This window comes from Gilliamella sp. wkB7 (assembly GCF_001693435.1).
GTDB lineage: Bacteria > Pseudomonadota > Gammaproteobacteria > Enterobacterales > Orbaceae > Gilliamella > Gilliamella apicola_N.
Window position 1 is genome coordinate 1,384,717 of the sequence record NZ_CM004509.1, and the last position, 13,807, is coordinate 1,398,523.

Annotated in this window: 10 protein-coding genes and 1 rRNA gene; 9 read left to right on the forward strand and 2 right to left on the reverse strand. The window is 35.1% G+C overall.

Going from position 1 to position 13,807, the window contains the following annotated elements; translation table 11 throughout:
* Positions 1–75: 75 nt before the first annotated feature.
* The 9 genes from plsB (at position 76) to A9G17_RS06045 (ending at position 12,721) form a co-directional block, all read left to right on the forward strand.
* A complete protein-coding gene (gene plsB, locus A9G17_RS06005; protein ID WP_065737931.1) occupies positions 76–2,505 on the forward strand; it encodes a glycerol-3-phosphate 1-O-acyltransferase PlsB in 2,430 nt (809 codons plus the stop codon).
* 312 nt (positions 2,506–2,817) lie between these two features.
* Positions 2,818–5,886, forward strand: a complete 3,069-nt coding sequence (fdnG, locus tag A9G17_RS06010) for a formate dehydrogenase-N subunit alpha (protein WP_081301695.1) — start codon at positions 2,818–2,820, stop codon at positions 5,884–5,886.
* A 19-nt stretch (positions 5,887–5,905) separates the two neighbouring features.
* Positions 5,906–6,880 carry a formate dehydrogenase subunit beta gene (gene fdxH, locus A9G17_RS06015; RefSeq protein WP_065737932.1) on the forward strand — a complete coding sequence of 325 codons (975 nt, stop codon included), beginning with the start codon at positions 5,906–5,908 and terminating at the stop codon, positions 6,878–6,880.
* Positions 6,873–7,568: a formate dehydrogenase subunit gamma gene (locus A9G17_RS06020; RefSeq protein WP_065737933.1), complete on the forward strand. Its 696-nt coding sequence runs from the start codon at positions 6,873–6,875 to the stop codon at positions 7,566–7,568. The genes fdxH and A9G17_RS06020 overlap by 8 nt, the downstream gene beginning before the upstream one ends.
* A 101-nt stretch (positions 7,569–7,669) precedes the next feature.
* Positions 7,670–8,578 (forward strand): formate dehydrogenase accessory protein FdhE, encoded by a 909-nt coding sequence (gene fdhE / locus A9G17_RS06025; RefSeq protein ID WP_065737934.1) that lies wholly within the window; start codon positions 7,670–7,672, stop codon positions 8,576–8,578.
* 183 nt (positions 8,579–8,761) lie between these two features.
* The gene (locus tag A9G17_RS06030) at positions 8,762–9,718 is read left to right on the forward strand and encodes an ABC transporter substrate-binding protein (protein WP_065737935.1); all 957 of its coding nucleotides are present in this window, start codon (positions 8,762–8,764) and stop codon (positions 9,716–9,718) included.
* A 226-nt stretch (positions 9,719–9,944) separates the two neighbouring features.
* Entirely contained in the window at positions 9,945–10,922 is a 978-nt protein-coding gene (locus tag A9G17_RS06035; RefSeq protein ID WP_065737936.1) for an ABC transporter substrate-binding protein, read from the forward strand.
* Between the two features lie 58 nt (positions 10,923–10,980).
* Positions 10,981–11,934: an ABC transporter permease gene (locus A9G17_RS06040; protein WP_065737937.1), complete on the forward strand. Its 954-nt coding sequence runs from the start codon at positions 10,981–10,983 to the stop codon at positions 11,932–11,934.
* Positions 11,927–12,721: an ABC transporter ATP-binding protein gene (locus A9G17_RS06045; protein WP_065737938.1), complete on the forward strand. Its 795-nt coding sequence runs from the start codon at positions 11,927–11,929 to the stop codon at positions 12,719–12,721. Before A9G17_RS06040 ends, A9G17_RS06045 begins: the two co-directional genes overlap by 8 nt.
* A 64-nt stretch (positions 12,722–12,785) precedes the next feature.
* On the opposite strand, the gene A9G17_RS06050 is transcribed toward A9G17_RS06045, so the two are convergent.
* Together A9G17_RS06050 and rrf are read right to left on the reverse strand one after the other, a co-directional pair.
* Positions 12,786–13,334 (reverse strand): NADAR family protein, encoded by a 549-nt coding sequence (locus A9G17_RS06050; protein ID WP_065737939.1) that lies wholly within the window; start codon positions 13,332–13,334, stop codon positions 12,786–12,788.
* Between the two features lie 336 nt (positions 13,335–13,670).
* A 5S ribosomal RNA gene (gene rrf, locus A9G17_RS06055) occupies positions 13,671–13,786 on the reverse strand.
* Between the last annotated feature and the right edge of the window lie 21 nt (positions 13,787–13,807).

Consider the following 13,807-nt stretch of genomic DNA (forward strand, 5'->3'; position numbering starts at 1 on the left):
GTTTTAGCTTTATAAAATTATAATTAAACTTATTTAAGTATATCAATAATGTAAAAGTCTGAGGTTTATTTTTTTATGTTTTCATGGTGGACTAAAGTCTATTTTTTTATTATCCAAATCTTAGTCAAACTTTTTGTTAAAAGCAAACCGATTCCTACCGATCCAATAACAGAACTAAATCTGGTTTCAAGTAAACCTATTTTATACGTACTTCCTTATAACTCGCAAATTGATTTGATGGTCGTTAGATCTCTTTGTTTAAAATATCATTTACCTGATCCCCTGACAGGCATTGAAATTAATGGAAAAATCGTACCGTCGTATATCTACATTGATAAAGGACCGGGCATTTTTGCCTCTTATCGACAACAAACTAAAGCCATTGAAATTTTAAGAGACTATATTTCTGCACATCAGCAAAATCATGATCTAGATATCCAAATGTTACCTGTTTCGGTAATGTTTGGGCGAAGACCAGATAAAGAAGGCAAAAAAATGCCATCACTACAAGTGGTGGGAGCTACGTATAAGTTATATAAAATAATTGTTTCTGGGCGAGATTGTTATACTCACTTTTCTCGAACAGTTTCATTTAAAACGCTCCTACTTGACAATAAACAAGATATTTCAACGTTAGCACACAAATTATCACGTGTTGCTCGAATTCATTTTGCTAAACAAAGAACAGCATCGGTTGGGCCAAAACTGCCCGTTCGACAAGAAATGCTTAATAAATTATTACATAATCCAAATATTTCAGAAGCCATACAAGAAGAAGCAAAAAGTAAAAATATTAATCTTGATAAAGCTGAAAAAAATGCCTTATCCATTTTAAATGAAATTGCAGCTAATTTTTCTTATCGTATGCTCAGAGTAACAGATTTTATTCTGACTTGGGCATGGCATAAACTTTACCAAGGATTAAAAGTTACCAATGCGGAACCAATTCGTGAGTTAGCACAAAACGGGCATGAGATTGTTTATGCACCTTGCCATCGTAGTCATATGGATTACTTGTTATTATCCTATGTTCTTTATCGTCAAGGATTAGTCCCTCCACATATTGCTGCAGGTATTAATCTAAATTTCTGGCCAGCTGGTTCCATTTTTCGACATTTAGGTGCTTTTTTCATTCGCCGTTCATTTCGAGGAAATAAACTTTATACTGCTGTTTTTCGTGAATATTTAGCTGAACTATTTATTCGTGGTTATTCTGTTGAATATTTTATTGAAGGAGGTCGCTCTCGTACAGGACGATTACTCGATCCTAAAACAGGCATGTTAACAATAACAGTACAGACCTTATTACGTGGCGATAGCAGACCAATTACGGTTGTACCTGTTTATATTGGTTATGAGCATGTTTTAGAAGTTGCAACTTATGCAAATGAATTGCGAGGAGCTAAAAAAGAAAAAGAGAGTTTATTGAGCACCATTAAAGCCTTTTTTAAACTAAAAAAATTAGGTTTTGGTTATGTTAATTTTGGGCAACCCATCCCATTAAATCAATTTTTAAATCAACATATCCCTGATTGGCGTGACGAGATTGAACCAACAGGCTCTCAACGCCCGAACTGGTTAACACCAACAACCAACTTACTTGCCAAGGAGATAATGGAACGCATTAACTCATCAGCAGCAATTAATGCAATGAATTTATGTAGCTCAATATTATTAGCAGCAGATCAGTGTGCATTAACGAAAGTTAGATTAATTGAACATATTGATTATCTCATAAAATTATTACACAAAGTACCTTATTCTCATTTAGTTACTATCCCAGATCAAACTCCGGAAGAGCTGTTTGAACATGCAAAACAGATGGGAAAATTTATTATCACAACAGATGAAGTAGGTGAAATGGTTGGTCTAACACCCGAACAAGCAGTATTAATGACCTATTACCGTAATAATATCCAACATTTACTCATTATTCCTGCAATAGTAGCCAGAATATTGTTAAAGCATAATAGAATTTCATCACAAGAGGTCATTGAACAAGTAAAATTACTTTTCCCATTGATAAAATCGGAATTATTTCTTTATCACAATGATGAACAGCTCACTGAATATGTGAATAATATAATTACAACTTATGTTGAACTAAATTTAATCAGTTATTCATCAAATAAATTAACGTTAAACTATTTAAAAATTTTAGGATTGCAATTACTTGCTTCATCATCGAAAGATACATTGCAGCGCTACATGATTGCATTCTCTTTGTTACAAAAAGATCCATCTATCAGTCGTGCTACTTTGGAAAAAGAAGGTAGATTAATTGCTGAAAGATTGTCTGTTTTACACGGTATTAATGCGCCTGAATTTTTTGACAAAGGCGTATTTTCAATATTAGTCGCATCGCTACGTGAACAGGGCTACTTAGATGATAAAGATGAAGCCAATTTACCAAAAATTGAAGCTATGAACAAAATACTTAAACCTTTAATTACCGCGCGAGTCATGCAAACTATTGATGAAATCAATCCATTAATAAAAGATTAAAAATGTATTGTTTTTAGGAATATATAATTATTTTTATTTGATACACTATTAAATAAGTAGCGATAAATATGCTTAACCATTATGTATTCCTAAAGCTTTTTCATTAGGATATAACCTTTCTTTTTCTTATATTCATCGTATCAAATATATACATCAATTTATTTTTTGACAAACATCAAATTTTAACAATTACTATTTGTTTTTCCCTTTATTTCTGTTCAATAAACGATTATTATTAATAGCAATAAGGATATTTATCGCCTCCAATACAATAAATTTAATAATGTAATGTCTGCTTTCTAAGGAGTCTATATGCTATTTAACCGTAGGCAGTTCTTTAAGATCTGTGCTGGTGGCATGGCAGGAACAACTGTAGCTACACTGGGTTTAATGCCGAATGTAGCGCTTGCACAAACACGCCAATTTAAATTACTAAAATCAAAAGAAACCCGCAATAACTGTACGTATTGTTCTGTTGGATGTGGAATGTTGCTTTATAGCCGAGGAGATGGCGCCAAAAATGCCGAATCATCAATATTTCATGTAGAGGGTGATCCTGACCATCCTGTTAGTCGCGGCTCGCTTTGTCCAAAAGGTGCAGGAGTACTTGACTACATCAAAAGTGAACAACGCGTTAAATATCCAGAATATCGTGCACCTGGCTCGGATAAATGGCAACGTATTAGTTGGGATGAAGCGATTGATCGCATTGCCCGTTTGATGAAAGAAGATCGTGACAAAAATTTTATTGAAAAAAATGAACAAGGTACAACAGTAAACCGTTGGACAACAACAGGCTGGCTTGTTACTTCTGCCGCTAGCAATGAAACAGGTTGGTTAGCATTTAAAGTGGCACGTTCATTAGGTATGTTAAGCCTTGAAACCCAAGCAAGAGTTTGTCATGGCCCATCAGTATCAAGCTTAGCAGCGACTTATGGACGAGGAGCAATGACCAACAATTGGAATGACATTAAAAATGCCAATGTTGTTATTGTTATGGGAGGGAACGCCGCAGAAGCACATCCTGTTGGCTTTAAATGGGCGATTGAAGCGAAAATTACTAACGGCGCAGAATTGATTGCCATTGATCCACGTTTTCACCGAACCGCTTCTGTCGCTGATCATTATGTGCCGATTAGAGCAGGATCGGATATTGCGTTTCTACTCGGTATCATTAATTATCTTATTACACATAATGAAGTAAATTATGATTATTTAGTCACTCACAGTAATGCTAGTTTAATTATTCGTGATGATTTTAATTTTGATGCAAACAGTGGACTTTTTAGTGGCTATAATGCAACAACCAAACAATATGATCAAACCAGTTGGGCATATCAAAAAGATGAAAATGGTTTTGCACTTCGTGATAAAACATTAAATCATCCTCGTTGTGTTTGGAATCTACTCAAACAGCACGTAAGTCGCTATACACCTGAAATGGTTAATAAAGTAACTGGCAGTCCTATTGAAGGATTTTTACATGTTTGCCGATCCTTAGCGAGTACCAAAACAAATGACAGAGCTGCAACCTTTTTATATGCATTAGGTTGGACACAACATAGCTACGGTACACAAATTATTCGTACGGCTGCGATGATCCAGCTAATTTTAGGTAATATTGGTATGATGGGTGGCGGCATTAATGCCCTACGTGGACATTCGAATATTCAAGGCTTAACCGATGTTGGTTTATTATCCAATCGTTTGCCTGCCTATCTTGAACTCCCTAAAGATTCTCAAGTTTCACTTCAACAATATTTAGATGAAAAAACACCAAAACCACTCGGTCCTAATGAAGTTAATTTCTGGGGGAATTACCCTAAATTTTTTATCAGCTTCATGAAAACAATGTATGGTGATAAATCCACTATTGACAATAATTGGGGATTTGATTGGTTACCGAAATGGGATAAAACCTATGATGTTTTAAGATTCAGCAAAATGATGCGTGATGGTCAAGCCAATGGCTTTATTTGTCAAGGTTTTAACCCGCTTGCTGCGCTACCAGATAAAAATAGCATTCGTGAAGGATTATCTAAGCTAAAATTTCTGGTTAACATTGATCCAATGCCAACAGAAACGGCTGAATTTTGGAAAAATCATGGCGAATCAAATGATGTAGATCCAAGCAAAATTCAAACTGAAGTATTTAGACTACCTGCTAACTGTTTTGCTGAAGAAAACGGTACAATCGTTAACTCATCACGTTTATTGCAATGGCACTGGGCAGCTGCAAGACCACCTTATGATTCACTTTATGATCCAGAGATTATTGCTCGCATTTATTTAAGAATCAAAGAACTTTATGAAGAAGAAGGTGGTGCTTATCACGAACCAATTAATAATTTATCGTGGGATTATCAAGATCCTGAAGGACCATCCGCTGAAGAGCTAGCAAAAGAATGTAATGGCCGAGCACTGGCAGATATGACTGATGCGAATGGCAATATTATTCTTAAAAAAGGACAATTATTAAGTGGATTTTCTCAATTAAAAGCAGATGGTACAACATCATCAGGGATTTGGATATTCTGCGGCTCTTGGACAGAGCAGGGTAACCTAATGGCACGGCGCGATCCAAGCGATCCATCTGGTAAAGGTATTCATGCTGGCTGGGCTTGGGCATGGCCAATGAATCGACGCATACTTTATAATCGAGCCTCTGCTGATGAAAATGGTCAACCATGGGATCCTAAACGAGTCTTAGTAAAATGGAATGGTTCAAGTTGGGATGGTAATGACGTTGCCGATTTCACCGCAACATTATCGCCAAGTTCTGGCGCAGGAGCTTTCATTATGAATAATGATGGTTTAGGCGGACTATTTTGTTTGAATCGGCTAGTCGATGGGCCATTCCCAGAACATTATGAACCTTTTGAAACACCAATTACCAATAACCCATTACATCCTAACCAGATCAACAATCCGGTAGCTCGTGCATTTAAAGAAGACTTGGCTCGCTTAGGAGATGCCAGCCAATTCCCTTATGTCGGAACAACTTACAGCATAACAGAGCATTTCCATTTTTGGACACAACATGCAAGGTTGGCCGCTATTTCACAACCTGAACAATTTATTGAGCTAAGTGAGAATTTAGCAAATAAAAAAGGAATAAAGCTTGGTGATACCGTTAAAGTAACGTCATACCGCGGTTACATCAAAGCAAAAGCGGTTGTGACTAAGCGCCTTCCTACACTAACCGTTGATGGTAAAGAAGTTGAAACTATTGGAATTCCAATCGTATGGGGTTTTACTGGGCAGACAAAGAAAGGATTTTTAGTTAACGAATTAACTCCTCATTTAGGTGATGCTAATTCGCAAACACCGGAATACAAATCTTTCTTAGTGAATATCGAAAAAGTAACTACAGCGGCATAAGTTAGGGAGAATAAAAGATATGTCATTACAAACTCAAGATATTATCCGCCGCTCAGCAACGAATGCTTTAACTCCAGCTCCTCGAGTTCGAGATTATCAACAGGAAGTGGCAAAACTGATTGATGTGACTACCTGCATCGGCTGTAAAGCTTGCCAAGTTGCATGTAGCGAATGGAATGATCTACGTGCAAAAATCGGTCATACTGTTGGTGTTTATGATAACCCAGCAGACTTAGAGCCTAAAGCTTGGACAGTAATGCGTTATTCTGAAGTCGAAGTAAACGGTAAATTTGAATGGCTGATTCGTAAAGATGGTTGTATGCACTGTTCTGATCCAGGTTGTCTAAAAGCCTGCCCATCAGAAGGTGCAATCATTCAATATGCAAATGGTATTGTAGATTTTCAATCAGAACACTGCATTGGTTGCGGTTACTGTATTGCTGGCTGTCCATTTAATATTCCACGAGTCAGTAAAGAGGATAATCACTCGTACAAATGTACATTATGTGTTGATCGCGTTTCAGTGGGACAAGAGCCTGCCTGTGTCAAAACTTGTCCAACAGGAGCAATTCATTTTGGTACAAAGCAAGATATGATTCGTCATGCAGAACATCGTATTGAGGATCTTAAAAAACGTGGTTTTGAACAGGCTGGTCTTTACGATCCTCAAGGTGTTGGCGGTACTCATGTAATGTATGTTTTACATCATGCTGATCAACCAGAACTATATCATGGTTTACCAAAAGATCCTCACATTAGTGAAATTGTTAAATTCTGGAAAGGTGCATGGAAACCGTTATCCGCAGCTGCATTCATTGCAACATTTGGAGGCCTACTATTCCATTATATGGGAGTTGGTGCAATTGAAGTTGATGAAGAAGATATAGAGCATGAAAAAGAAGCTGATAAACAAGCTAGAAAACGTCTAGGATTACCAATTTTTGAACGTAAAAATAGCACTAATTCAGCACAACAGGAGAATCGTCATGAATAAAAAAGACATGATATTAAGAACACCACTTATTGTTCGCTTTTGTCATTGGTGTATGGTGTGTCTTTTTATTCTAACCGCACTATCTGGCCTATTTTTATTTTTTCCATCAATTAAACTGTTTGGTTTAGTACTCGGAACCCCTCAATTAGTTAGAGCATTGCATCCAATGATTGGCTGTGTTGTGTTCGTACTATTAATGTTTATGTTCTTGAAACTTGCACACCATAATATTCCAAATAAAGCGGATATTGTATGGATAAAGAACTTTAAGCATGTAATTATGGGTAAAGAAGAAGGTATTCCAATTGGTAAATACAATGTTGGTCAGAAGTTTTTATTCTGGTGTATTATGAGCTTAATATCTGTGTTATTTATCACCGGAATGATCATGTGGCGTAGGTATGTTTCTGACTATTTTCCAGTTCAAATTGTCCGTATCGCGATATTCTTCCACTCGCTTGCTGCAATAGGATTAATTTTACTCGCTATTGGCCATGCTTATATGGCTCTTTGGGTTAAAGGATCAATTAAAGGCATGATAACAGGTTATGTATCACGTGCTTGGGCTCGTAAAAACCATTCTGCATGGTATGAAGAAGAAATGGCAAAAATATATCAGAAAGAACTTAATGCTAATACCGAAGCAGAAACAGAACAAACAACAAAAGTAGAGCATAAACCAGCGTAATAACTCATTACATCAAATAAATGTTATCGTTAATTTCAATTAACCGATAACATTTAATTATGAAAAATTATGGATAAAACGATAGTAAACGGTAATCAATAATGAGTATAAAAATCATCCCACAAGAGCAACTCGAACAACAAACAACAAATTCAGTTATTCGACAAATCCCACTACTCTTTTATCCATCTCCGAAAACACTATATATTCATCGCGCGGAACGTTTAAAAGATCTGGCAACAAGTAGTCCATTTAGTGAATATTTGAAATTTTGTGCCACAATTGCTGAAGTACAAGCCAATATTGTAAAACAGAAACCATTGAATATAGATTTACCTAATATCCTTGATGGTCAACACCCACCTTTAAGTTTATATAACTTTACTTTATCCACTTTTTGGCAGACATATTTAAGCGACCTATTAAGTTCAGTTACCGCAACCACAGAACAAATTCGATTAGTGATAGAACAACTCAGACAAAATAGTTCAGAACAACTACAAGATAAAGCAAACCATTTAATTAAGGGTGAATTTAATTGTGTAGAGGGTAATGAAGCTATGTTTATTTGGTCAGCATTATCGGTTTACTATAGCCAGCTAGCAAGTAAAATCAAAGGTAAGGCTATCGCAGAGAGCACAGATAAAAACTGGTTATGCCCAGTGTGTAATAGTATGCCCGTTGCCAGTATTATTCAACTTGGAAGTAACAATGGGTTACGTTATTTACACTGTAGCTTATGTGAAAGTGAATGGTACGTACCTCGAATAAAGTGTACTTGTTGTGATAATATGCAAGACATTCAATATTTTTCATTGGATAAAGAGCTATCTGCAACAAAAACAGAATGTTGTGATGCTTGCCATAGTTATCTAAAAATTCTAGATCAAGATAAAGATCCTCGTATTGAAATTATTGCAGATGATATCGCTTCATTGATCTTAGATATCAAAACAGAAGAAGAAGGATTTGCTAAAAGTGGCATAAATCCTTTTATATTTGCGCAATAACAGTATTAATTGACAGTGATAGTTTTAAGCTAAGTTTTATCAATATTATTAATTTCACAATCAATTTTATTTGCAAACGAGAGCGTTGATTAACGATATTTATCATTTGAATAAAATACAACTTAACATTTTATATTAATAAGGTTAGAATTGAACTAATGTACTAGTTTGTGAGTGTATTTTATGAAGCGCTTTATTTTTTTGATAATAATGCTATTTATCCCGCAGCTTAGTTTCGCTGATAAGATTAAACATGTAGCAATTACAGCAATCGTTGAACATCCATCATTAGATCAAATCCGTGATGGCGTGAAAGATGAATTGATAGATAATGGCTATAAGTTAAACGAAAACTTAACGGTACAATATAAAAGTGCACAAGGAAGTAGTGCCACTGCCGCTCAAATAGCTAGACAATTTGTTTCAGCAAAACCTGATGCCATTGTAGCCATTGCAACTCCTAGCGCACAAGCAACAGCTGCAGCGACCAAACAAATCCCTGTTATATTTGCAGGAATTACCGATCCCGTTGCAGCAAAATTAATTAAAAACTGGCAACCAACGGGCACAAATATTACTGGAGTTTCAGATTATCAAGAAATTATTCCTCAAATTGATTTTATGAAGAAAATTGTGCCGAATGTTAAATCTGTAGGATATATTTATAGTCCAAGTGAGATTAACTCTACCGTGGTTCTAAAAAATCTACAAATTCATTTATCCAAACAAAACATTTCACTTGTTGCTGTTCCCGCACAAAGAACTGCTGATATTTCAACAGCAGCCAATACTTTAAAAGGTAAAGTAGATTTAATCTATACAACAACAGATAATAATGTTGTTTCCGCTTATGAATCGTTAGTAAAATTTGCCAATGAAAATAAAATCCCTCTTTTAGCATCGTTTCCTGATGCAATTGAACGAGGAGCTGTTGCTGCTTACGGTATGAGCTATTATGATGTTGGTCGTCAATCAGGTAAGCTTGTTGTTCGGATTTTGAAGGGTGAAAAACCTGGAAGTATTGCCCCAGAACTTGGACAAACTTTACACCTTGTAATTAATACTGATGCAGCAAAAAAACAAGGAGTAAATTTATCCCCCGAAATTATTCAATCAGCTTATAAAATAATTGGACAATAATTAATTAAAATTTTATTAAAAATAGTATAAAATAATTTTGCTTAATGGTATGAGCAGAGTGTGATATTACAAATAATATCCTATTTATAGCCAATCATCACTCACAGTGTAATGAAATATTTACACTTGTGAGCTCTTTTTTTATTCTGGAAAAATATTTAATTTTGCTTTATAGTAAGTCAAAATTTAGCTTGGTTGTAAAAAAAACAGTACAGGAGTACTCTCTATGCGTAATTATATTATAAAACTTTTTATGCTTATCAGTTTACCGTTCGCTGCATTTTATTCTTACGCAGATACAAAAGCCGAACAAAAATTTGTAGCCATTACTGCCATTGTTGAACATCCAGCACTAGATAATGTACGCAAGGGTGTTGAAGATGAACTTAAAGATAATGGCTATATTGCTGGGGAAAATTTAAAACTTCAGTTTGCCAGTGCACAAGGTAGCAGTGCAAATGCAGCTCAAATAGCGAAACAATTTGTAGCAAATAAACCTGATGCTATTGTTGGTATCGCAACACCAAGTTCACAAGCTTTAGTTGCAACAACAAAACTTATTCCTATTGTTTTTACCGCTGTTACTGATCCTGTGGCAGCGAAATTAACACCAAGTTGGGATGCATCAAAAACTAATGTGACAGGCGTATCCGATGCCTTATCACTAGATTCTCAAATTGAAATGATGTTAAAAATTAAACCTAATGCTAAAAATATTGGTTATGTTTATAGCCCAAGTGAAGTTAATTCAACGATTATATTAAAACAATTGCAAGTCGAACTCGAAAAGAGAGGAATGAAAATTATTGCGGCTCCTGCACAGCGGACCTCTGACATATCAACAGCTGCAAGAAGTTTAAAAGGTAAGGTTGATATGATTTATACGACTACCGATAATAACGTTGTTTCATCTTATGAAGCTTTAGCTAAAATTGCTAATGAAAGTAAAATTCCTCTTGTTGCATCAAATCCTGAATCAGCCGAACGTGGTGCAATTGCGGCTTTAGGAATGAGTTATTATGATCTTGGTCGCCAAGCTGGTAAAATAGTTGTTCGTATACTTAATGGCGAAAAACCGGGGGATATTCCACCACAAGTTGGTAATATTACTCAATTAACAATTAATAAAAAAGCTGCTGAACGCCAAGGTATTACTTTATCTGAAGATGTATTAAAATCAGCAGCCAAAATTGTTGAAAAATAATTGTAACTTTTGATAACTAAACCGCCATTTTGGCGGTTAATTTTTAGTGGATGTTTTCATGTCTTTTGAATTTTTATTAGGTTCTATTGGAATTGGACTTATTTATGCACTGGTTAGTTTAGGTGTTTTTATCTCATTCCGTTTACTCGATTTTCCTGATCTTACCGCTGATGCAAGTTTTCCTCTTGGAGGGGCTATTTGTGGGCTATGTATTTACGTAGGTATGGATCCATGGATAGCGACATTGTTAGGTATGTTTGCAGGTTGTATTGCTGGGGCAATGACTGGGATATTGTATGTTAAACTCAATATACTACAACTACTTTCAAGTATCATTGTCATGATAGGACTTTATTCTATCAATTTAAGAATATTAGGTATTGGACCTTATATTATGGAAGAAACACCAAGATTGGCTGGTTCGCCTAATCTTTCTTTGCTTGATGCCAAAACAATATTTTCACCATTTATTGCTGAAGATTATAGTAACCAATATATTGTACAACCTCTTATGATATTAGGTTTTGTAATTTTATTTTGGTTATTACTAAATCTCTTTTTAAATACTAAAATGGGTTTAGCTTTAAGAGCAACAGGAACCAACCAACGAATGGCCAAATCTCAAGGTATTCCAACAGGTGGTATTACGATTCTTGGCATGGCAATATCAAATGGTTTAATCGCTCTTGGCGGTTCATTATTCGTACAAACCCAAGGTGGTGCAGATATAACTATTGGAGTGGGCACGATCGTTATAGGGCTTGCATCGATTATTATTGGCGAAAGTATTTTTCCAACTAAACGTATTTGGGCTGTTATGCTGGCGGTTATTTTTGGTTCAATTTTATATCGCTTATTTATTGCATTTGCACTCAGTAATGAATTTTTACAAGAAATTGGTGTTGGAACCGAAGATTTAAATCTTATTACAGCAATCTTAGTAGTACTTGCTTTAGTCTTACCTAAACAGTTAAAAAAACGCGCAAAGAAAAGAGGAAGTAAGCATGATTAAAGTTGGAGAATTACAATTAACTTTTAATCAAGGGACACCTATCGAAAATCATGTATTACGAGGATTAAATCTTAATATAAGCGAAGGTGAATTTGTTACAATTATAGGTAGTAATGGAGCTGGAAAAAGCTCATTACTCAATGTAATTAGTGGTGATTTACTTGCCGACTCAGGCAGTGTCATTATTAATGGAAAAAATGTAACACGCTGGCCTGCATGGAAAAGGGCTGGTTTAGTTGCTCGAGTATTCCAAGATCCAATGGTTGGGACTTGTGAAAACTTAACAATTGAAGAAAATCTTGCTATTGCTTATAATCGAGGTCATAGCTTTACATTATCTCCTGCTTTAAATAAAAAGTTACGCGGAATATTTAAAGAAAAACTAGCAACTCTAAATTTAGGTTTAGAAAATCGATTGTCCGATATGATGGGATTGCTTTCTGGTGGACAAAGACAAGCCGTCAGTCTACTCATGTCAACATTACAACCATCCAAGATATTATTACTTGATGAACACACAGCAGCTCTCGATCCAAAAACAGCACAATTTGTTTTAGATCTAACCGATGAAATTGTTTCTAAAAATCATTTAACCACCATGATGGTTACCCATTCTATGAAACAAGCATTAGAGTACGGCAATAGAACAGTAATGCTTCATCAAGGTCAGGTCGTACTTGATGTTTCTGGAGAACAACGTTCAAAGCTAACAGTAAACGATTTGCTCGCTATGTTTGAAAAAACTCGTGGTGAAAAAGTAACTGACGATGCCTTATTATTAGGCTAATAAATCAAGAAGCAATATTTATTAGCAGAATATTGCTTCTTATCCAAGATTAGTATAAATAATTTTATAATTTTTTTTGTAACTGTTGCCGAACATTCATTAAAGCAAATCCAAGCAAGTTTTTTCCACACCACATTAACGGATTATCAATATTAGGATCATCCATAGACAAACCTATCCCCCATATTTTATCGACGGGGCTTGCTTCTACTAATATTCTTTGTTTGGTTGATAATATAAAATCAGTTAACTTTGGATTCTGTGAAAACTTAGCAAAATTACCATTTATGACTATATTTAAACAGTGTGCATCCCAAATATCCGGTATGAAGCCTTTTACTTGACGCCCTAATGCTTTTGCTAATCCAGGTGAATTAGCAGTAAGTATTTTTGATAATATTTGCTCATCACCGAATAATCTTGCTTTCTCAGCCATCATATAATGTTCAGCAGTTGCATAGTAAATATTATTAATCTCAAAATGACTTGGATACCATTGGCTAAAACAACTCTTTGTTATGATAGAAGGTTGCTTTTCTATATGTCCCCAAAAGTATATATATTTGTATCGTTTACCACTTCTATATTGTTCGCGTAATTCCAATAAATCCATATAAATTCCTTATCATCACTAACGAATATGTTATATGTATTTTCATTGAATACCAATATAGTTTTAGTAAAAAAATTTTTAGTTTTCAATAGAATAGAACTATATACTATTAATATAGTTAACATAATGATACTTATAAGAAATATTTAAGGTTATGTATGATGTGTAAGATAAATGTAACGTTGATTTTTATAATAAGGTTTAGATAAAAATTATGTAGCTATAATTATTTAGCCATATACTAAACATAGCATCTTATATAAATTTCAGTCAGTTTTTTAATCTCTATATGCAAAAAAGCCCAGCATTCCTGCTGGGCTCTCTCTATATTTAAAAGTCTGGCGGCTCCCTACTCTCACATGGGTAATACCCACACTACCATCGGCACTTCGGCGTTTCACTTCTGAGTTCGGCATGGGGTCAGGTGGGACCACCGCGCTATTACCGCCAGACATATTCTGTCTTCTCTTTCT